Below are 20,489 nucleotides of genomic sequence, written 5' to 3' on the forward strand. Positions count from 1 at the left end.
GTCGTCCTGCTGGGTCGTCCTGCTGGGTCGTCCTGCTGGGTCGTCCTGCTGGGTCGTCCTGCTGAGTCGTCCTCCGGGGCCCGGTGCGCGTCCGGTGCGCACCGGGCCCCCCTCTCCCCCGCGGGGGTCCGGGGCCGGGTCGCGGTGGTGGTGGCGGTGATGGAGCGAGGGTCACCCTCGCTGCGTCGGACGCAGTCGGGGTGACCCTCGCCCGCCCCCCACGGGACCCGGCGCGCCGGGTGGGTCAGGCGACCCCGGCGGCCGCCCGGGCGGCGGCGAGCTCCGCGTCGCGGGCGAGGTCGGCCTTGGACGGCCGGCCCCGGGGCCGCTTCCGGGCGATCACGGCGCCCCGGTCGAAGATCTCGCCGCCCCACACGCCGCAGTACTCCCGCCGCTCCAGCGCGCCGGCCAGGCAGGTGCGCCGGATGGGGCAGTCCGCGCAGAGGACCTTCGCCCGCTCGAGGTCGGCGGGCAGGTCGGAGAACCAGAGGTCCTCGGCGGAGATCCGGCACGGGAGGTCGTCGACGGTGGTCAGGGCGTCGAACAGGTCCAGGTCGGGGGTCTCGATTCCGGTCTCGGGGGCGGTCGGGCGAACGGCGAGTCCGGCGGGGGACACGGTCTACCTCCGGTGGGCGGGTCGGCGTGGGCCGGGACCGCGAGGGTCGTGTCCTGGTGAGACGACGAAGGCCGCGGTCCCTGGATGCGGGTCCGCGGCCTCGTGGGTCGTGTCGGTGGGGTTCCTGGGCTTCAGGGACTCCACCGCGAGGCTGCGGACGGTCGCTGCGGGACGAAGGTCGGGAGGTTCTGCAGATCGCGCTGGCGGATGCGGGGGCGCTGCGTCTTCGGCATCCCCTGCTGCTCGCACGCGACGACGGCGTCGTCCAACGACGCCGTGCCCGTGGCGGAGCGCCAGCTCGCGACGTGGCGACCGGTGCCCGCGAGAGTCACGATGTTCATCGTCACGAGCCCCCTTCCTGGGTCACCACAGAGCGGAAACCGCCCGACCGGCAGCCTCGTGCGCCGGTGTGTGATCGACCGTAGGGGCGCCCCGTGACCCCGGGCAACGCATTTTCGGGAAGTTCTTCGAAGATCTTTGCATCGGACACGGACGGCCGGGTGCGCGCGGAGATCAGCAGGCGGAAAGGCACCGCGGGAGCGGGTGTCGGGGTGCCTGTCGGCCTGGTGATCGAGGGACGGGCGGTGACACGGAGATCAAGGGCGCCGTCATCCACCTCCCGACGCCGAGCGAGGTGGATGACGCGCTCTTGATCACCGGTCCGCCGTCGTGTCTGGGATGTGTCCGGTACGCCCGCGCCCATGATCGCCCCGGGTGCTCCGGGAACCCTGTCAGATCGGGTCGGAGGAGCACCCGGGGCGATCATGGGCCGGCGCGCACCCGCCGCGGAGATCAGGGGCGCCGTCATCCACCTCCGGATGCCGAGCGAGGTGGATGACGCGCTCCTGATCACCGGCCCGCCGTCGTGTCAGGAATGTGTCCGGTACGCGCACCCGCCCCGCGGAGATCAAGGGCGCCGTCATCCACCTCCGGACGCCGAGCGAGGTGGATGACGCGCTCTTGATCACCGGCCCTCTACGACGCGTGCTCGCGGACCAGGGAGAGGACGTCGTCGCCGTAGCGTTCGAGCTTCGACGAGCCGATGCCCGGGATGGCGACGAGGCCGGAGGGGTCGTGCGGGCGCTGCTCGGCCAGCGCGATCAGCGTCGCGTCGGTGAACACGACGTACGCCGGCACCGAGCGCGACTTCGCCTCCGCCGAGCGCCAGGACTTGAGCGCCTCGAGCAGGGTCTCGTCGATGTCGGAGGGGTGCGTGCTGCAGCGGCCGAGCTTCGCCGAGGCGGGGTCGGACAGCGGCTTGCCGCACACCCGGCACACCGGCTTGCCCCGGGACCCGCCGTTCTCGCGGCCGGTGGGCTGGCGGGCGGCGGGGTGCTCGTCGGGGACCAGCCCGTAGAGGAAGCGGCTGCGGCGCCGGGAGCGTCGCCCGCCGGCGTTGCGCGACAGCGCCCACGACAGCCGCAGGTGCACGCGCGCGCGGGTGACGCCGACGTAGAACAGGCGCCGCTCCTCCTCGACCGCGTCGTCGTCGCCGTCGGCGTGCTGGATCGGGAGCGTGCCGTCGGTGAGGCCGACGAGGAACACCGCGTCCCACTCGAGGCCCTTGGCGGCGTGCAGGGAGGAGAGCGTGACGCCCTGGACGGTCGGCGGGTGCTGGGCCTGCGCGCGGGTCTGCAGCTCGGCGAGGAACGCGGCGAGGTCGGCGTCGGACACGGAGGCGACGAGCTCCTCGGCGAGCTCCGCGAGCGCGCGCAGCGACTCCCACCGCTGGCGCGCCGCCCCCTGCCCGGCCGCCCCCGCGGGCGCGGACTCGGTGAGCCCCTGCTCGCCCAGCACCGCGCGCACCAGCGTGACCATGCCCTCGCCGCGCGCGTCCTCGGGCGCCCGGGACGCGGCGGTGCGCAGGGCGGCGACGGCGGTGCGGACCTCGGTGCGCTGGAAGAACCGCTCGCCGCCGCGCACCTGGTAGGCGATGCCGGCGTCGCCGAGCGCGGTCTCGTAGACCTCCGACTGCGCGTTGACGCGGTAGAGCACCGCGATCTCCGCGGGCGGCACGCCGTCGTCGATCAGCTCGCGGATCGCGGTCGCGACGGCCGTGGCCTCGGCGGGCTCGTCGTCGTGCTCGGCGAAGTCGGGGTCCGGGCCGGGCGGGCGCTGGCCCTCGAGGCGCAGCCGCGACCCGGCCGCACGCCCGCGGGCCGCGCCGATCACGGTGTTCGCGGCCGTGACGACCTGTGGCGTCGAGCGGTAGTCGCGCACCAGCCGCACGACGGTGGCCTCCGGGAAGACCCGCGGGAAGTCGAGCAGGTACGACGGGCTGGCGCCGGCGAACGAGTAGATCGTCTGGTTGGCGTCGCCGACGACGGTGAGGTCGTCGCGGCCGCCCATCCAGGCCCGCAGCAGGCGGTGCTGGGCGGGGGTGACGTCCTGGAACTCGTCGACGACGAAGCAGCGGTAGCGCTCGTGGAACTCGTGCGCGACCTCGGGGTGCTCCTCGAGCGCGGCGGCGGTGTGCAGCAGGAGGTCGTCGAAGTCGAGCACCTCGGCGCGGTTCTTGAGCGTCTCGTAGGTCTCGTACACCGCGGTGACCTGCTCGACGGGCGCGGGCACGTCGCGGGCCGCCTTGCCCGCCGCGGCCGCGTAGTCCGACGCCGGCACGAGCGACGCCTTCGCCCACTCGATCTCGCTCGCGAGGTCGCGCAGCGACTCGCGCGTGGTGGGCGCCCCGGCCCGCTGGGCGGCCTGCCCGACGAGCCGCAGCTTGCCCTCGAGCACCTCCCACGGCGCGCCGCCGACCACGCGCGGCCAGAAGTAGCGCAGCTGGCGCAGGGCCGCGGCGTGGAACGTGCGCGCCTGCACCGGCGGCTGCCCCGGGCCGCCGCCCACGCCGAGGTCGCGCAGCCGGGTGCGCATCTCCCCCGCCGCGCGCGCCGTGAACGTCACCGCCAGGACCTGCCCGGACCGGACGTGGCCCGCGGAGACGAGGTGGGCGATGCGCCGCGTGATCGTGCGCGTCTTGCCGGTGCCCGCGCCCGCGAGCACGCACACGGGCCCCCGCGGGGCGAGGACGGCCTGGGACTGCTCCGGATCGAGCCCCGACGTCGCCCTGTCCCCACCGCTGCCGCCCACGGCCCCATCGTCTCAACCCGGTCCGACGGCCGGGGCGCGGACGGGCCGAAAACCCGTGGGTCCGAAATCTCCATGACCGTTGTCGGACCCCTCTGGGACGGTGGAGAGCGTGCCACCTGCCATCGAGGCCGACGGTCTCGTCAAGCGCTTCGGCGCCACCACCGCGCTCGCGGGCGCCAGCTTCTCGGCCACCGAGGGCACGGTCCTCGGCGTGCTCGGGCCCAACGGCGCCGGCAAGACCACGGCGACGCGCGTGCTCGCCACGCTGCTCGCGCCGGACGAGGGCCGGGGGCTGGTCGGCGGGTTCGACGTCGTCGCCGAGCCCCACCGGGTGCGCACGCTCATCGGGCTCACCGGCCAGTACGCCGGCGTCGACGAGGCGCTGACGGGCACGGAGAACCTCGTGCTCATCGCCCGCCTGCTCGGGCAGAGCCGGGCCGCGTCCAAGAGGCGCGCCGCGGAGCTCCTCGCGCAGTTCGGGCTCACCGACGCCGCCGGACGCGCCGCGCGCACCTACTCCGGGGGCATGCGGCGCCGCCTCGACCTCGCGGCGTCGCTGGTCGGGCGCCCGCGCATCCTGTTCCTCGACGAGCCGACCACCGGTCTCGACCCGGCGAGCCGCAACGAGCTGTGGGACATGGTCCGCGGGCTCACCGACGACGGCGTCACCGTGCTGCTCACGACGCAGTACCTCGAGGAGGCCGACCAGCTCGCCGACGACATCGTCGTCATCGACCGCGGCACGGTCGTCGCGACGGGCACGCCGCTCGACCTCAAGTCCCGGGCCGGCGCCGCCGTCCTGCAGATGCGCCCGACGCTCCCCGAGCAGCTCGACGTGGTGCGCCGCGTCGCCGCCGAGCTGGCGGGCGCGGAGCCCACCGTCGAGCAGGGCACCGTCTCGGTGCCCGCGGCCGACGACGCCCTGATGCCGGCCGTGGTCCGCCGGCTCGACGACGTCGGGGTGAGCCTCGCCGAGCTGACGCTGCGGCGCGCCACCCTCGACGAGGTCTTCCTCGCCCTCACCGGGCGCCGCGCGGTCGAGACGACACCCACCGACGAGCTCCAGGAGTCCGCGTGACCCTCGACCGCACGGCCCCCGCGCGGCCCGCCGTCACCCCCGACACCGGGATCGCGGCGCCCTCGCGCCGGGTCTCGCCGGCGCAGTGGGCGAGCCAGTCGCTGACCATGGCGTGGCGCAGCCTCGTGCAGATCAAGCACAACCCCTCCGAGCTGCTCGACCTGTCCATCCAGCCGATCATGTTCGTGCTGCTGTTCACGTTCGTGTTCGGCGGCGCGATCGGCGGGTCGACCGACGCGTACCTGCAGTTCTCGCTCGGCGGGCTCATCGCGCAGAACGCACTGTTCCTCACGATCTACACGGCCACCGGGCTCGCGACCGACCTGCAGAAGGGCACGTTCGACCGGTTCCGCAGCCTGCCCATCGCCCGCTCCGCGCCGCTGAGCGGGCGCATCCTCGGCGACGTGCTGCGCCAGCTGTGGTCGCTGGTGGTGCTGCTCGCGGTCGGCGTGCTGCTGGGCTTCCGGATCACCACGAGCCCGGTTGCGGTGCTCGCCGCGTTCGGCCTGCTCGTCGCGTTCACGCTGGCGTTCTCGTGGACGTCGGTGCTGCTCGGGGTGCTCGCCCGCGACCCGGAGAAGGTGCAGATCTACGGGTTCACCGTGCTCTTCCCGCTGACGTTCGCGAGCAACGCCTTCGCCCCCACCCAGACGATGCCCGGCTGGCTGCAGGCCTGGGTGTCGATCAACCCGGTGACGCGCATGGCCGACGCGCTGCGCGGGCTGCTGGTCGGCGGGCCGGTGGCGGCCAACGCGGTCGCCACGCTGCTCTGGGGCGTGGCGTTCGCGGCGGTGTTCGGGCCGCTGGCGGTGTGGGCGTTGCGCACGCGCACCTGATCGTCGCGAACAGGGCCACCATGGAGGCATGACCGAGCAGCCCGTGCCCACGACGCCGGCGGCCGGCGGCATCCCCGACGACCTCGTCGAGCGCGCCGTGATCCGCGCCGACCAGTGGGCACGGGCGGGCTCGGCCGGCACGGCGACGGGACCGTCGGCGCAGCTCGCCGCCCTGGTGCACGACCCGGTCGGCATCGACTTCACGCTGCGCTTCGTCGACCGCGTCGCCCGTCCCGCGGACGACGACGTCGCCGCCCGCGAGCTGGCGCGGCTCGCGGGACGCCGGTCGCCGGTGCCGGCGTTCGTCGGGCGGCGCGACGCCGCCCTGCTGCGGGCCGGGGCGCTCGCGGCGCCGCGCCTGCCGAAGGTCGTCGTGCCGCTCGCGCGCAAGCGGCTCAAGGCGATGGTCGGGCACCTCATCGTCGACGCCGACGGGCGCGCGCTGGGCCGCCGCCTCGCCGAGGCGAAGAAGGAGGGCTTCCGGCTCAACCTCAACCTGCTCGGCGAGGCGGTGCTCGGCGAGGACGAGGCCGACCGGCGCCTCGCGCGCACCATGGACCTGCTGCGCCGCGACGACGTCGACTACGTGTCGGTGAAGGCGTCGTCGGTGGCGAGCCAGCTGGTGCCGTGGGACCTCGAGGGCAGCCGCGACCGGCTCGTCGAGCGCCTCACCCCGGTGATGACGCTGGCCCGCGACACCGGGTCGTTCGTGAACCTGGACATGGAGGAGTACAAGGACCTCGACCTCACGGTCGCGGTGTTCACCGCGCTGCTCGACCGCCCCGAGCTCGCGGATCTCTCGGCGGGGATCGTGCTGCAGGCCTACCTGCCCGACGCGCTCGGCGCGCTCACCGAGCTCGCCGCCTTCGCGCGCCGGCGGGTCGCGGCGGGCGGCGCGCCGATCAAGGTGCGGCTGGTCAAGGGCGCGAACCTCGCGATGGAGCAGGTCGACGCCGCGCTGCACGACTGGCCGCAGGCGCCCTACCCCACCAAGGCCGAGGTCGACGCCAACTACGTGCGGCTGCTCGACCGGGCGATCGGCGGCGACCTCGTCGACGCGCTGCGCCTCGGCGTCGCCAGCCACCACCTGCACCACGTGGCGCTCGCCGTCGAGATCGCCGCGGCACGGGGGGCCGAGCGCCAGCTCGACGTGGAGATGCTGCAGGGCATGGCGCCCGCGCAGGCGCGGGTCGTCGCGCGCGACGTCCGGGAGCAGCTGGTGCTCTACACGCCGGTGGTGCACAGCGGCGACTTCGACGCCGCCGTCTCCTACCTCGTGCGCCGGCTCGAGGAGAACGCGTCGCCGGAGAACTACCTGTACGCGCTGTTCTCCGACGCCGGCCCCGCGTCCTACGTCGACCGCTTCCGGGCGTCGGTGCGCGACCGCGACGCGGTGCCCGCGACGCCGCGGCGCACGCAGGACCGGGCCGACGACACCCCGTCGATCGGTGACTCCTTCCGCAACGAGCCCGACACCGACCCGTCGCTGGCCGCCAACCGTGCGTGGGCGCTCGCCGCGATCACCGCCGCGCCGCCGCCCGTGAAGGACCCCGAGCTCACCGACCCGGCCGCCGTCGACGCCGTCGTCGAGCGCGCCGCCGCGTCGCGCTGGGGCGAGCGCCCGGCCCGCGAGCGCGCGGCCGTGCTGCGCGAGGCGGCGCGGGCCCTCGCCGCGACGCGCGGGGACCTGCTCACCGTCATGGTCGGCGAGGCCGGCAAGACCGTCGCCGAGGCGGACCCCGAGATCTCCGAGGCGATCGACTTCGCCGCCTACTACGCGGACCGGGCCGAGGAGCTCGAGGACGCCCCGTTCACCCCGGACCGGGTCGTGGTCGTGACCCCGCCCTGGAACTTCCCGATCGCGATCCCGCTCGGCGGCTGCGTCGCGGCGCTCGCCGCCGGGGCGTCGGTGGTGATCAAGCCGGCGCCGCAGGTGCGGGCGTGCGCCGAGGTCGGCGTCGCCGCCCTGCACCGCGGCGGGATCCCGGCCGACGCGCTGCAGCTCGTGCACACCGACGAGGGCGAGGCCGGGCGCCGGCTGGTCACCCACCCCGCGGTCGACCACGTCGTGCTCACCGGGGCGTCGCAGACCGCGGCGCTGTTCCGCTCGTGGCGCCCCGACCTGCGCCTGGTCGCGGAGACCAGCGGCAAGAACGCGCTCGTGATCACCCCGAGCGCCGACCCGGACCTCGCCGTCGCCGACCTCGTGCGCTCGGCCTTCGGCCACGCGGGGCAGAAGTGCTCGGCCGCGTCGCTGGCCATCCTCGTCGGGTCGGTGCGCTCGGAGCGGACGGCGGCCGGGGCGCGCTTCCACCGCCAGCTCGCCGACGCCGTGCGCACCCTGCGCGTCGGACACGGCAGCGACCCGTCGACGACCATGGGCCCGCTGATCGGTCCACCCGACGAGAAGCTCGAGCGGGCACTGACACGCCTCGACGAGGGCGAACGCTGGCTGGTGGCGCCGCGCCACCTGGGCGGGGACCTCTGGTCGCCGGGGGTGAAGGAGCCGGTGGCGCCGGGCTCGTGGTTCCACCTCACGGAGTGCTTCGGGCCGGTGCTCGGGCTGATGCACGCGGCGGACCTCGACGAGGCGATCGCGCTGCAGAACGCGACCGGCTACGGCCTCACCGGCGGCCTGCACGCGCTCGACCCGGACGAGATCGATCGCTGGATGGAGCGGGTCGAGGTCGGCAACGCCTACGTCAACCGGCACATCACCGGTGCGATCGTGCAGCGCCAGTCGTTCGGGGGATGGAAGGGCTCGGTCGTGGGACCCGGCGCCAAGCCCGGCGGGCCGAACTACGTCGCGCAGTTCGGGACCTGGCACGACGGGCCCCTCGACCGGCTGTCGTCGGCCCCGCTCGAGGCGGCGGCCGCGGAGCTGCTCGCCGCGGCGGCGCCGGGACTCGACCCCGACGACCTCGTGTGGCTGCGGGCGGCCGCCGCCTCCGACGCCGCCGCGTGGCGCGACGAGTTCTCCGTCGAGCACGACCCGACCGGTCTGCGGGCGGAGGCGAACATCTTCCGGTACCGCCCGCTCCCGGTCCTGCGCCTCGTGGTCGGCGCCGACGCGGCCGAGCGGGACGTCCTGCGGGTGCGGCTCGCGGCGGCGTGCGCGGGCGTGCCGGTGGCCGAGCTCACCGGCGCCCCGGAGCCCGGCGAGCGGCTGCGCGTCGTCGGGACCCCGTCCGGGGAGCTGCGCCGGGAGGCGGCGGAGGCGGGTGCCTCGCTGGTCGACGCCCCGGTGGTGGCCGACGGCCGGCGGGAGATGCTCACCGTGCTGCGCGAGCAGGCCGTCAGTGTGACCCGTCACCGGTTCGGTCACGTGGAAGCCTGAGCGATCTCGCCGCGTTGCACGGGGCGTGGCACAGATGACGATGTACACGACCAGCTGGTGCGGCTTCTGCCGTCGACTCAAGACGCAGCTCGACCGCGAGGGCATCGGCTACACCGAGGTGGACATCGAGCGCGAGCCCGACGCCGCCGAGATCGTGACCAAGGTCAACGGCGGCAACCGCACCGTGCCGACCGTCGTCTACCCCGACGGCAGCGCGGCGACCAACCCCAGCTTCGCCGAGGTCAAGGAGACGCTGGCGCGCGTCGAGGCCGCCTCCTGACACCTCATCCGGCGGCGGCCCACGCCTCGAGCATCGCGCGGGCGATGGACACGCCGCCGGGCAGGATGAGGTCGCGTCCCGCCCCGGCCTCGAAGTTCGTCCCCCCGACGCCGCCGACGCCCCGCGGGGCGCCGTCGCGGTGCGACCAGGCGCCCGCGTCCAGGGCCTCCTTGAGCTCGGCGCGGGTCACCCACCGGGCGCCCTCGATCTCGCCCTCCTGCAGCTTCAGCGGCTGCGCGGGGTCGGCGACGGCCGAGAACCCGATCATCAGCGAGCGCGGGAACGGCCACGGCTGCGACCCGAGGTACGAGATCGTGTGGACGTCGACGCCGACCTCCTCGGCGCACTCTCGGGCCACGCACGCCTCGAGCGACTCGCCGGCCTCGACGAACCCGGCGAGCACCGAGTAGCGCCCCTGCGGCCAGATCGGCTGGCGCGCGAGCAGCACCTGGGCCTGGTCACCCGCCGTGCCGTCGTGCACCAGGCAGATCATCGACGCGTCGGTGCGCGGGTACTCCTCGTGCCGGTGCGCGCGGCACAGCTGCGCCCAGCCCGCCTTGACGGAATCCATCTCCGACCCGTCGCGGGCGCAGAACCGGGCGCGGTCGTGCCAATTCAGCAGCGACACCGCGGTGGTCAGCAACCCCGCGCTGCGGGCGTCGAGGTCGGCGCCGGAGCTGCGCAGGTCGGTCCAGTTCTCGTGGTCGGGGCTGCCGCCCGCGCGCGCCCACTGGTCAGCGGTCATGAACCCCGAGCCCGCGTCGTTCGACTCCGCCTCGCCCGGGTCGGGGACACGCACCGCCCAGAACGCGGTGCCGCTCTCCTCCCCCAGCAGCACGGCGCCGGCGGGGATCGCGTCGCCGAGCACGGACGTCGGGGCGAACGCGAGCGACATCGTCCCGTCGGCGCCGCGGGCGACCGGCGTGCGGCCGTGCGGGTCGACGAGCACGACCCGCGCGTCGGGCCACAGCGCGCGGGCGTGGTCCGGGTCGATGCGCAGCTGCTCGCGGCGGTCGACCGTGGAGCGCGACAGCGACGGGAGGTCGTCGAGGTGGAAGGCGGCGCGCAGGTCGGGACCCGCCGTGCTCACGAACCCACCTCCACGCCGCCGAGCGCCCGCAGCCCGTCGGCGGCTCGCGCGGCGTCGGCGACGACCACCCCGGTGAACCGCGTCGGCGCGAAGAACTCCGCCGCCGCGGCCGCGACCTCCTCGACGGTGACCGCCTCGATCCGCGCCGGGTGCTCGCGGATCCAGGCGGCCGAGAGCCCGTGGGCGGCGAGCGAGGCGACCGTGGAGGCGTAGCCCGCCTGGGTCGTCATCGAGATCAGCAGCGAGCCGACGAGGTAGCGGCGCGCCGACTCGACCTCTTCCGCCGTCGGCGGCACCACCGCGAGGCGCCCGAGCTCGTAGCGCAGCTCGAGCAGCGCGGGGGCGGTGACCTCGGACGCGACGTCGGTCTCCACCAGCAGCGCGGCGCCGTGCGGGTCGAGCTCCAGGCTCGACGACGCGTGGTAGGTGTAGCCCTTGTCCTCGCGCAGGTTCTCCACCAGGCGCGACGAGAAGTAGCCGCCGAGCGACAGGTTCGCCAGCTGCAGCGCCCCGTAGCGGGGATCGGTGCGGCCCACCGCCGGCGCCGAGAGACGCAGCTGCGACTGCACCGAGCCCGGCCGGTCGACCAGCAGCAGGTCCCGAGCGGTGAGCGCAGGCAGGGCGGGCATCCCCGCCGCCTCGCCGCCGGTCCACTCCGCGAGCGCGGACTCCACGCGGCGCACCGCGTCGGAGGGGTCGAGGTCGCCGACGAGGACGAGCACCGCGCCGCCGGGACGCAGCGCCGAGGCCTGCAGCGCGCGGACCGACTCGGCGGACACCGCGGACACCTCCTCCGGGCGCGGCATCTCCCGCGTCACGGGGTGGGTTCCGTAGCGGCGCTCCTGCAGCGCGCGCCGGGCGATGACCGAGGGCTGCGCGGACGCCATCTCGATGCGCTCGACGAGGCGCTCGCGCTCGCGGGCCAGCTCGTCGTCGGGGTGCGTGGCGTGGAGCAGCAGGTCGGCGAGCACCTCGAGCAGCGTGTCGAGGCCCTCGGCCAGGGCGTGCCCCGAGACCGCGAGGCGTTCCGGGTCGACCGCGAACCCGATCTCGCCGCCGACCCCGGCCAGGTCGTCGTCGATGCCGACGCGGCTGCGGCTCGACGTCCCCGACAGGATCGTGGTGGAGAGCAGCTCCGCGACCGCGGCGTGGTCGGAGTCCGCGGCCTGACCGAGGTCCGCGAACGGCACCCGCAGCCGCACCTCGACCATCGGCACCTCGGCACGGCGCACGGCGATCACCCGCAGGCCGGAGTCGAGGACGGTGTCGACCTCGTCGGGGGCGGGCACCGCGCGCTGCGGGCCCAGCGCCGGCAGCGGACGGGGCCCGGTGGCGGTGCTGCCGATCTCCTCGGCGCTGCGTCGCGTGGGGGCGCTCACCGGTCACCCCCCGGCGTGATCGTGAGGATCGCGCGGGCGTCGGGACGCAACGAGCCGGCCGCGGCGGCGACGGCGGACGGCTCGACGGCGGCGATCAGCCCGGGCAGCTCGTCGGCGAGCTCGGCGCGGCCCTGGACCAGCTCGGCGGCCCCGAGGGCGAGCATGCGGCTCATCAGCCGGTCGTGCTCCCGGTGCAGCGAGGAGGCCCAGCGCGCGGTGACGCGGCGCAGCTCCTCGGGGTCGGGGCCCTCGGCGGCGAGGGTGGCGAGCTCGTCGTCGACGGCCTCGACGATGCGGTCCGGCTCGACCGACGCCGGGTGCACCGCGGTGACCGTGAACGTGTCCGGGTCGCGGGCGTCGAGCGGCGCGCCCATGAGCCCGCAGGACGCCGAGACGTCGGTGACGAGCGCGTCGCCGTACACGAGCCGCTGGGTCAGCCGGGCGGCCTCGCCGTCGGTGAGCAGGCTCGCGAGCACCGCGTGGGCGAGGTAGGCGTCGAGGTCGGCGTCCGGGTCGGGCAGGCGGTGGCCGAGCGCGATCGCGGGCAGCGGGGCGTGCGCGTCGGTGACGTCGTCCCGCCGCACGCCGTCGGGTGGTGGTTCGGCGAAGCTCGGCCGCGTGGGGACGGCGCGGGCGGGGATGTCGCCGAAGTGCTTCTCGACGAGCGTGGCCGCCTCGTCGGGGTCGAGGTCGCCGACGACGGTGAGCACGGCGTTGCCCGGCGCGTAGTAGGCGTCGAAGAACGCGGCCGCGTCGTCGAGGTCGGCCTGCTCGAGGTCGGTGAAGTCCCCGTAGCCGTTGTGGGCGTTCGGGTAGGTGTCGTAGAGCACCGGCGGCAGCAGGATCCAGGGGAAGCCGCCGTAGGGCCGGTTGAGGACGTTGAGGCGGATCTCCTCCTTGACCACGTCGACCTGGTTGCGCAGGTTGTCGGCGGTCAGCCGTGGGGCGCGCAGCCGGTCGGCCTCGAGGAACAGCGCGCGCTCGAGCGCCGCGGAGGGCAGGACCTCGAAGTAGTTCGTGTAGTCCTGGTGCGTCGAGCCGTTGAACACCCCGCCCGACGACTGCACGTGCCGGAAGTGGGCGAGCTTCTCCAGGCTCTCCGAGCCCTGGAACATGAGGTGCTCGAAGAGGTGCGCGAACCCCGTCCGGCCCTCCGGTTCGGAGCGGAACCCGACGTCGACGTGGACGGCGACACCCACCACGGGGGCCGCCGGGTCGGGCACGAGGAGCACCCGCAGGCCGTTGTCGAGCACGCGGCGGTGCAGTCCGCCGGCAGCTCCGTCGGCCCTGTTCGGGGCGGTCACGCTGGAGGTCACATGGTCCAACCTAATCGCGGTGCGGACCGGCGGCCGGGCGGCGCGGCCCGGCGGCCGTGCCGCGGCTGCGCGGGCGCCCGCTGCGGGCGGGTGTCCCGCTCTGCCGGCGGCGCCCGGCCTCGAGCGCGGCGGGACGTCCGGCGCGCGCGCTGCGGCCCGGACGGGCGGCCGGGCGGTGGGTGGTCCGGCGGGCGGCGGGGCGCGGGGCCGCCGTCGTCGTGAGCGCGCGGGCCGGGCGGTGGGGCGCCGCGGGAACCGGGCGGCGGCGGGAGCGGTCGCGGGCGACGGCGACGAGCAGCGCGGCCATCCCGAGCCCCGCGACGCCGGTGAGCAGCACCGCGAGGCGGCTCGTCAGCGGGGACTCGGCGGGCTCGGTGGCCGACAGCGCCGCGGACGACCCGGTGCCGAGCACGCGGGCCGGGGTGTCCTCCGCCGGCTCGGTGCCGACGAACGCCATGCGGACCTGCACCCGGCTCCCGATCGGCGAGCCGCAGCCGTCGAGCGGCATCAGGCGCCGCCCGCCCGGGCCGTCGACGGCGACGGTGTCGTGCGGGTCCTCGCCGACGCAGGACGCGGTGGCGACGACCGTGGCCGGCCCGACGGTCTCGACCGCCGCCGGCGCGGCCTCGGACCCGCCGTCGGCCCCGCCGCCCCGGGCGCCGACCGGGTCGGCGCCGAGGATCAGCCAGAGGGCGACGCCCGCGCCGAGCGCGAGCGCGAGGAGCACACCGAGGACCGGACCCCGGCGCGGTGATCGACTCGCGGGACGGCGAGGCCCACCCCGGACCAGGTGGGAACGATCCAGATCCGTCTTCGCCGCGGTCCCCGTGAACGACACGGGCGGGATTCAAACACCCCGGACCGTCGCACGATCGAGGTATCCACCACACACGCGAATCGGCGTCTGCTACGGCGTTCCGGTCACGCCGACCCACCGGGCGTCGCCTGCCGACGACGCCCGGTGACACCGGAGAGCGACGGTGCCGGCACCTTGAGACCGCCGGCCGGGTGATCTTGCTCGTGACCCCGACACGCCGGTCCGGGTGGTCACACGATCAGGCGAACGCGTCCACCCCGGTCCGCTCCGCCGACACGGCCCAGAGGCGCGCGGCGGCGTCGGGGTCGATCGCGTAGTCGCGGACGCCGTTCCCCGTGTCGCCGGTCGCCACCCCCGCCACCTCGCAGTCCTCGAGGTACAGCCCGCCGCGGCCCGCGAGCTGCGGCGACGTCGCCGCCCACACCTCGGTCGCCGCGCCGGCCTCCGGGGTCTTGAAGTTCGCCGCCGCCTGCGGGGTCGGGTTGCCGGCCTCGTCGACCCACCCGAGGCCGACCATCTCCTCGCGCGGGAGGTGGCGCTGCAGCGGCGTGAGGATGCCGCCGGGGTGCAGCGAGAAGGCACGGACGCCGTGGTCGGCGCCGAGGGCGTCGAGCTGCACGGCGAACAGGACGTTGGCGGTCTTCGCCTGGCCGTAGGCGCGCCACTTGTCGTAGGGCTCGGCGCGCCAGTCGAGGTCGTCGAAGCGCACCGGCGAGCGGTGGTGCCCGCGGGAGGACACCGACACCACGCGGGCGTCGCGGCCGCGCGCGATCGCCGGCCAGAGGCGGTTGACCAGCGCGAAGTGGCCGAGGTGGTTGGTGGCGAACTGCGCCTCCCACCCGGGCCCGACGCGCGTCTCGGGCGTCGCCATGATCCCGGCGTTGTCGATCATCATGTCGATCGCGCGGTCGGAGGCCAGGAAACGGTCGGCGAACGCGGCGACGCTGTCGAGGTCGCCGAGGTCGAGGGCGTCGGTCTCGACGCGGTCCATCCCGTCCAGCGCCTCCTTGGCCGCGTCCGGGCGCCGGGCGGGGACGACCACGTGCGCGCCCGCCGCGGCGAGCGCGCGGGTCGCCTCGAGCCCGAGCCCCGAGTAGCCGCCGGTGACGACGGCCAGGCGGCCGGTGAGGTCGAGGCCCGCGAGGACCTCGGCGGCGGTGGTGTGCGCTCCGAAGCCGGAGCCGATCGGGTGCTGTGCTGCTGCGGTCACCTGATCGACGCTAGGACTTCGAGCGCGCTCTCAGTCAAGACCGCGTTCTCCCAGCATCCGCCACAGGTGCGCGGTCGCCTCGGCCCCCGCGAGCAGGAGCGGGAGGACGGCGCGCTCGTCGGGGGCGTGGATGCGGTCCGAGGGCAGCATGACGCCGAGGAAGGCCAGCGGAGCGGCCAGCTCGGTGGACAGCAGCGCCTCGGGGCCGCTGCCGCCCTCGCGCGCGGGCAGCACCTCGGCGCCCAGCGCGGCGCCCATGGCCTCGCGGATCGTCGTCACCAGGGTGGAGTCGACGTCGCAGATCAGCGGCGGCACGCCGGGGCCGCCGGCGATCACCTCGGCGGTGACGCCGGGCGGGGTGTGCGCCGCCACGAAGGCGCGGACGCCCTCGAGGATGCGCGCCGGGTCCTGGTCGGCGACCAGCCGGAACGTCAGCTTCGCGGTCGCCGAGTGCGGGACGATGGTCTTGTGCCCGGGGCCGCCGTAGCCCCCGTGCAGGCCGTTGACCTCGGCGGTCGGGCGCGCCCACAGCCGCTCGTAGGTGCTCCAGCCGGCCTCGCCCGCGGTGGCCTGCGCGCCGGCGGCGGAGTGCGCGAGCCACGCGGGCTCGTCGAACGGCAGCGCGGCCCAGGCGGCGCGCTCGGCGTCGGTCGGCGGGCGGACGTCGTCGTAGAACCCGGGCACCTGCACGCGCCCCTGGTCGTCGTGCAGCGCCGCGACGAGGCGGGCGAGCTCGGTGACCGGGTTGGGCACGGCGCCGCCGAACTGCCCGGAGTGCAGGTCCACCGAGGCACCGCGGAAGACGATCTCGGTGTCGACCATGCCGCGCATCCCGGTGCAGACGGTCGGCGCGTCCCGGTCGACCATCCCGGTGTCGGTGACGACGATCGCGTCGCAGGCCAGCGCGTCGCGGTGCGCGGCGAGCAGCGAGCCCAGGTGTGCCGAGCCGGACTCCTCCTCGCCCTCGGCGAGCAGCTTGAGGTGCACGGCGGGCCCATCGGCGCCGGTCGCGGCCAGGTGCGCGGCCACGCCGAGCCGGACCATCGCGAGGTGGCCCTTGTCGTCGGAGGCGCCGCGCCCGCGCAGCTCCTCGCCCACGACCTCGGGGTCGAACGGCTCGAACGACCACCCGTCGGCGAGGTCCGCGGGCTGGACGTCGTGGTGGCCGTAGACCAGCACGGTCGGCGCACCCGGGTCCGCCGCCGGCCACGACGCGTACACCGCGGGCAGGGCGTCGGTGTCGTCCCACACCTCGACCTGCGGCCAGCCCTCGGCGCGCAGCCGCTCCGCCAGCCACGCCGCCGAGCGCGCCACGTCGCCGTGGTGACCCGGGTCGGCCGAGATCGACGGGATGCGCAGCCACTCCTGGAGGTCGGCGACGAAGGCGTCGGCGCGGGCGCTCACGGCGGCTGACTCGGTGCTGGTCACCCGGCCAACGCTAGGCCAGACACGTCACCGCCCGGCCACCGTGTCGCGGTGACCGGGCGGGAAGCTGCGAGCTACCGGGGCACGATCTCCGCGCGGCGCACCCAGGCCACGATCCCGAGCAGGACGCCCAGGATCACCGGCGTGTACCAGAAGCCCTCGGACAGGAAGAACAGCTGCGCGCCGGTGGCGCCCACCATGAGCGCGATCAGACACGAGGCGGCGAGCCCGGCGAGGCGGGGCACGAGCAGCCCGATGCCGCCGGCGATCTCGAGCACGCCCACGACGTAGCGCAGCCACTGGCCCGTCCCGAGGTCGGCGAAGATCTGCACCGCGTAGGCGTCGCCGAACAGCTTCGGTGCCCCGGAGCCGACGACGAACATCAGGCCGAGCAGGATCTGCAGCGTCCACAGCGCGACGGTCGCCGGGCGGGAACGGGTCGGGGTCGTGGTGCCGGTCGCCGTCGCGGTGGTCATCGGGGCCTCCAGGTCTGCGGGTGGTGAGGAGAAGCCTGCCGGGGTGTAAGTCCTACGTCAATACTTTCTTGTTGTTTCTTCGTACTTGCACCGCTCGTGAGCGGTCGGCGACGCTCCGGTGGTGACGCCCGCAGGCTGGACACCCCCTCCGGAGTTCACGACCCGCCCGGTGCTCGAGGGCACCGTCGGGATGGCGGCGGCGACCCACTGGGCCGCGGCGACCACCGCGATGGGCGTGCTCGAGCGCGGCGGCACGGCGTTCGACGCCGCCGTCGCCGCCGCGTTCGTCCTGCACGTCACCGAGCCGCACCTCAACGGGCCGGGCGGCGACCTCACCGCCGTGTTCGCGACCGCCGACGACCCCACCCCGCGGGTGCTCGACGGGCAGGGCCCGGCCCCGGCGGGCGCGTCGGCCGCGGCCTACCGCGCCGAGGGACTGGACCGGGTGCCGGGCTCGGGCGCGCTGGCGGCCGCGGTGCCGGGCGCGGTGGACGCCTGGTTCCTGCTGCTGCGCGACCACGGGACGTGGGAGGTCGGCGACGTCCTCGCACCGGCGATCGACGCCGCCCGCGACGGCGTGCCCGCGGTCCCCCGCCTCGCCTCCACGATCGCGACCGTCGCCGACCTCTTCCGCGAGCACTGGCCGACCTCCGCCGCGCTGTGGCTGCCCGGCGGCCGCCCGCCGCGGCCCGGCGACGTCGTCCGCAACCCGGCCTGGGCCGAGACCCTCGAGCGCCTCGCCGCCGCCGCGCAGGGCCCCGACCGGGAGGCCCGGATCGACGCGGTGCGCACCGTGTGGGGCGAGGGGTTCGTGGGCGAGGCGGTGGCCGCGTCGTGCCGCACGCCCCACCGGCACTCGTCGGGCACCGTCCACGCGGGCGTGCTCACCGTGGCGGACACGGCGGGCCACCGGGCGCGGGTGTGCGACGCGGTCGTCGGGTCGTTCCGCGGATGGCGCGTGGCCAAGACCCCCGCGTGGGGCCAGGGCCCGGCACTGCTCGCCGCGCTCGCGGTGCTCGACGGGTTCGACGACGACGTCCTCGACCCGGCCGGGGACCCCGGCGCGCACCTCGTGCTCGAGGCGATGAAGCTGGCACTGGCCGACCGGGACGCGTGGTTCGGCGACGCCGCGGACCTGCTCGACGTCGCCGACCTCCTCGCCCCCGACTACGTCGCCTGGCGCCGCGCGCTGATCTCCGACGTCGCCTCCCCCGACCTGCGCCCCGGGCGCCTCGGCGGCCGCGACCCGGTGCTGGCCGATCTCGCGGTCTCCGGCGCCGACGCGGGCGTGACCGCCGACGGCACCATCGGCGAGCCGACCGTCACCCTCGCCGGCGAGACCAAGGGCGACACCTGCCACCTCGACGTCGTCGACCGCGCCGGCAACATCGTCTCGGCGACCCCGTCCGGCGGGTGGCTGCAGTCGTCCCCGGCGATCCCGGAGCTGGGGTTCGCGCTGGGCACCCGGCTGCAGATGACCTGGCTGCAGGAAGGCCTGCCCTCGACGCTGACGCCGGGACGCAAGCCGCGCACCACGCTGTCGCCGACGCTCGTGCTCGACGACGACGGCCCCGTCGCCGCGCTCGGCACGCCCGGCGGCGACCAGCAGGACCAGTGGCAGCTGCTCTACCTGCTGCGCACGCTCGTCGGCGGCTACGACCCGCAGCAGGCGATCGACGCGCCGGCGCTGCACACGACGTCGTCACCCAGCTCGTTCTGGCCGCGGGGACGCGAGCCCGCGGGCGCGGTGGTCGAGGACCGGCTGGACGCCGCGGTCGTCGACGGGCTCGAGCGCCGCGGGCACCGGGTGACCCGCAGCGGGCCCTGGTCACTGGGGCGGCTCTCGGCGGTCGGGATCGACCGGGCGCGCGGGCTGCGGTGGGCCGCGGCGAACCCGCGGGGGATGCAGGGGTACGCGGTCGGACGGTGAGGCGCCCGCGGTTGTGCCAGGGTGCGGCGCATGATCGTTCCTCGACCCCCGGCCGTGCTCGCCGGCGGTCTGCTGACCATGGGCGTGCTGCACGGGGTGGCGCCGGCGCCGTTCGACACGATCGTCCCGCCGTGGCTGCCCGGCTCGGCGCGGTTCTGGACCTACGCGAGCGGTGTCGCGGAGCTGGCGGTCGGCGCGGCGGTCGCGGCGCCACGGACCCGGCGCGCGGGGGCGCTGGCGGCGGCCGCGCTGTTCGTGGCGGTGTTCCCGGCGAACGTGCAGATGGCATGGGACTGGCGTCGTCGCCCCTGGCCGTGGCGCGCCGTGGCGTTCGGGCGCCTGCCGCTGCAGGCGCCGATGATCGCGCACGCGCTGCGGGTGCACCGCGAGGCCGGCTGACGCCGGCCCCGCGGGCCCTCCCCGACTCCCCCCCGGTCCCGGTCCCCGACCGTTCCCGCCCCGGCGCGACGCTCCGTCATCAACCGTGGAGCTTGTCCGCGAGTTCGACGGTAGTCAGCTACCGAGAGTGCAACAAGAGCGGTTCCGGTGCCCGCATCGCTACGCTCGGTACTGGTAGGTCGTCACTGCGGGTTGCCGCGCGGGCGGATGGTCGCCTGGGGCAGCGCCGGGGCCGGGAGCCGGGTGGACGGGCCCGTGCGGCCGTCGCGGGCGACGTAGCCGTCGACCGCGCCGAACCGCTCCCCGGCCTCCCACGCCGCGCGGAACGCGACGATCTCGTCATGGCTGCGGCCGACGAAGTTCCACCACATGACGATCTGCTCGCCGAAGGGCGGGCCGCCGAGGAGGACGAGGCGGGCCGGCTCGTCCCCGGCCTCGATGCGCAGCGTCGCGTGCCCGGTGCGCAGGTAGCCGAGCTCGGCCGGGGCGAGGGGCTGCCCCTGGAACGCCACGTGGCCGCGGTCGACGAGCAGGCCGTGCTCGAAGCCGGCGTCGACGGCGAGCTCGATCGTGGCGCCGGGCTCGAGGAGCACCTCCGCGCCGAGCAGGGGTGTCGCCGTGGGCACCGGGGACCTGGACCCGGCCAGCGCGCCGAGGAAGACGCGGGCGGTGCCGCCGCCGGGCAGGGTGACGGGCTCCGGGGCGTGGTGGGCGAAGTCGCGCGGCCCGTCGCGCGCCTCCTCGGGCAGCGCGACCCAGAGCTGCACCCCGTGCAGGACGGTCGTGTCGGGGGTGCTGACCTCGGAGTGCGCGATGCCGTGCCCGGCGGTCATGAGGTTGAGCTCGCCGGGGCGCACCATGGCGTGGGTGCCGAGGCTGTCGCGGTGCTCGACCTCGCCGGTGAACAGCCAGCTCACCGTCGCGAGCCCGGTGTGCGGGTGCGGCGGGACGTCCATGCCGCCCGAGGCGGCGGTGTCGTCGGGGCCGTAGTGGTCGACGAAGCACCAGGCGCCGATCAGCGACCGTTGCCGCTGGGGCAGGGTGCGGCGCACCGTCATCGCCCGCGGGCCGCCCAGCGGCACCTCCCGCGGCGTCAGGATCTCGACCTGCGGCACCGCGTCGCCCGGCACGGCGTGGACCTCGGGCGGCGCGGTCTCGGTGTTGCTCACGACGTCGATTCTGCGCCTCTGCGCGAGATGGGTCGGCGGGC

17 protein-coding genes are annotated in these 20,489 nt (G+C 75.7%); 6 read left to right on the forward strand and 11 right to left on the reverse strand.

Annotation, left to right across the window (positions count from 1 at the left end; genetic code table 11):
* Nucleotides 1-244: 244 nt before the first annotated feature.
* The 3 genes from WCD58_RS33085 to WCD58_RS33095 form a co-directional block, all read right to left on the reverse strand.
* Nucleotides 245-553 (reverse strand): WhiB family transcriptional regulator, encoded by a 309-nt coding sequence (locus WCD58_RS33085; RefSeq protein WP_373696326.1) that lies wholly within the window; start codon nucleotides 551-553, stop codon nucleotides 245-247.
* Nucleotides 554-747: 194 nt separating this feature from the next.
* Nucleotides 748-948 carry a hypothetical protein gene (locus WCD58_RS33090; RefSeq protein ID WP_337707404.1) on the reverse strand — a complete coding sequence of 67 codons (201 nt, stop codon included), beginning with the start codon at nucleotides 946-948 and terminating at the stop codon, nucleotides 748-750.
* A 643-nt stretch (nucleotides 949-1,591) separates the two neighbouring features.
* Nucleotides 1,592-3,706, reverse strand: a complete 2,115-nt coding sequence (locus WCD58_RS33095) for an ATP-dependent helicase (protein ID WP_337707405.1) — start codon at nucleotides 3,704-3,706, stop codon at nucleotides 1,592-1,594.
* 109 nt (nucleotides 3,707-3,815) lie between these two features.
* On the opposite strand from WCD58_RS33095, the gene WCD58_RS33100 reads away from it, so the two are divergent.
* Genes WCD58_RS33100 through WCD58_RS33115 form a run of 4 tightly spaced genes read left to right on the forward strand, consistent with a single transcriptional unit; the run spans nucleotide 3,816 to nucleotide 9,237 of the window.
* Nucleotides 3,816-4,784: an ATP-binding cassette domain-containing protein gene (locus WCD58_RS33100; protein ID WP_337707406.1), complete on the forward strand. Its 969-nt coding sequence runs from the start codon at nucleotides 3,816-3,818 to the stop codon at nucleotides 4,782-4,784.
* Nucleotides 4,781-5,620, forward strand: coding sequence for an ABC transporter permease (locus WCD58_RS33105; protein WP_337707407.1), 840 nt, complete (start codon nucleotides 4,781-4,783; stop codon nucleotides 5,618-5,620). The genes WCD58_RS33100 and WCD58_RS33105 overlap by 4 nt, the downstream gene beginning before the upstream one ends.
* A 28-nt stretch (nucleotides 5,621-5,648) precedes the next feature.
* Nucleotides 5,649-8,957, forward strand: coding sequence for a proline dehydrogenase family protein (locus WCD58_RS33110; protein ID WP_337707408.1), 3,309 nt, complete (start codon nucleotides 5,649-5,651; stop codon nucleotides 8,955-8,957).
* Nucleotides 8,958-8,991: 34 nt separating this feature from the next.
* Nucleotides 8,992-9,237: a mycoredoxin gene (locus WCD58_RS33115; protein WP_337707409.1), complete on the forward strand. Its 246-nt coding sequence runs from the start codon at nucleotides 8,992-8,994 to the stop codon at nucleotides 9,235-9,237.
* 4 nt (nucleotides 9,238-9,241) lie between these two features.
* Here WCD58_RS33115 and nudC read toward each other — a convergent pair whose 3' ends face one another.
* From nudC to WCD58_RS33150, 7 genes are all read right to left on the reverse strand, one after another.
* Entirely contained in the window at nucleotides 9,242-10,306 is a 1,065-nt protein-coding gene (gene nudC / locus WCD58_RS33120) for an NAD(+) diphosphatase (protein ID WP_373696327.1), read from the reverse strand.
* A 17-nt stretch (nucleotides 10,307-10,323) separates the two neighbouring features.
* Nucleotides 10,324-11,706 carry a M16 family metallopeptidase gene (locus WCD58_RS33125; protein WP_337707411.1) on the reverse strand — a complete coding sequence of 461 codons (1,383 nt, stop codon included), beginning with the start codon at nucleotides 11,704-11,706 and terminating at the stop codon, nucleotides 10,324-10,326.
* On the reverse strand, nucleotides 11,703-13,022 hold the full coding sequence (locus tag WCD58_RS33130) for a M16 family metallopeptidase (protein WP_373696323.1): 1,320 nt from the start codon (nucleotides 13,020-13,022) through the stop codon (nucleotides 11,703-11,705). Before WCD58_RS33130 ends, WCD58_RS33125 begins: the two co-directional genes overlap by 4 nt.
* Nucleotides 13,023-13,032: 10 nt before the next feature.
* On the reverse strand, nucleotides 13,033-13,749 hold the full coding sequence (locus WCD58_RS33135; RefSeq protein ID WP_337707412.1) for a hypothetical protein: 717 nt from the start codon (nucleotides 13,747-13,749) through the stop codon (nucleotides 13,033-13,035).
* A 328-nt stretch (nucleotides 13,750-14,077) separates the two neighbouring features.
* The gene (locus WCD58_RS33140; RefSeq protein WP_337707413.1) at nucleotides 14,078-15,049 is read right to left on the reverse strand and encodes an SDR family NAD(P)-dependent oxidoreductase; all 972 of its coding nucleotides are present in this window, start codon (nucleotides 15,047-15,049) and stop codon (nucleotides 14,078-14,080) included.
* A gap of 30 nt (nucleotides 15,050-15,079) precedes the next feature.
* Nucleotides 15,080-16,477 carry a M20/M25/M40 family metallo-hydrolase gene (locus tag WCD58_RS33145; protein ID WP_337707414.1) on the reverse strand — a complete coding sequence of 466 codons (1,398 nt, stop codon included), beginning with the start codon at nucleotides 16,475-16,477 and terminating at the stop codon, nucleotides 15,080-15,082.
* A gap of 71 nt (nucleotides 16,478-16,548) precedes the next feature.
* Nucleotides 16,549-16,950, reverse strand: coding sequence for a DoxX family protein (locus WCD58_RS33150; RefSeq protein ID WP_337707415.1), 402 nt, complete (start codon nucleotides 16,948-16,950; stop codon nucleotides 16,549-16,551).
* Nucleotides 16,951-17,140: 190 nt separating this feature from the next.
* On the opposite strand from WCD58_RS33150, the gene WCD58_RS33155 reads away from it, so the two are divergent.
* Together WCD58_RS33155 and WCD58_RS33160 are read left to right on the forward strand one after the other, a co-directional pair.
* Entirely contained in the window at nucleotides 17,141-18,880 is a 1,740-nt protein-coding gene (locus tag WCD58_RS33155) for a gamma-glutamyltransferase family protein (RefSeq protein ID WP_337707422.1), read from the forward strand.
* A 30-nt stretch (nucleotides 18,881-18,910) separates the two neighbouring features.
* Nucleotides 18,911-19,279 carry a DoxX family protein gene (locus WCD58_RS33160; protein ID WP_337707416.1) on the forward strand — a complete coding sequence of 123 codons (369 nt, stop codon included), beginning with the start codon at nucleotides 18,911-18,913 and terminating at the stop codon, nucleotides 19,277-19,279.
* 182 nt (nucleotides 19,280-19,461) lie between these two features.
* On the opposite strand, the gene WCD58_RS33165 is transcribed toward WCD58_RS33160, so the two are convergent.
* Entirely contained in the window at nucleotides 19,462-20,448 is a 987-nt protein-coding gene (locus WCD58_RS33165; RefSeq protein WP_373696324.1) for a pirin family protein, read from the reverse strand.
* Between the last annotated feature and the right edge of the window lie 41 nt (nucleotides 20,449-20,489).

It is taken from the genome of Actinomycetospora flava (assembly GCF_037400335.1).
Taxonomy (GTDB): Bacteria; Actinomycetota; Actinomycetes; order Mycobacteriales; family Pseudonocardiaceae; genus Actinomycetospora; species Actinomycetospora flava.

Coding starts and splice junctions, on each gene's coding strand:
- WCD58_RS33155 (WP_337707422.1), top strand. CDS start 17,141: ATGGCGGCGGCGACCCACTGGGCCGCGGCGACCACCGCGATGGGCGTG.
- WCD58_RS33160 (WP_337707416.1), top strand. CDS start 18,911: ATGATCGTTCCTCGACCCCCGGCCGTGCTCGCCGGCGGTCTGCTGACC.
- WCD58_RS33110 (WP_337707408.1), top strand. CDS start 5,649: ATGACCGAGCAGCCCGTGCCCACGACGCCGGCGGCCGGCGGCATCCCC.
- WCD58_RS33150 (WP_337707415.1), bottom strand. CDS start 16,950: ATGACCACCGCGACGGCGACCGGCACCACGACCCCGACCCGTTCCCGC.
- WCD58_RS33115 (WP_337707409.1), top strand. CDS start 8,992: ATGACGATGTACACGACCAGCTGGTGCGGCTTCTGCCGTCGACTCAAG.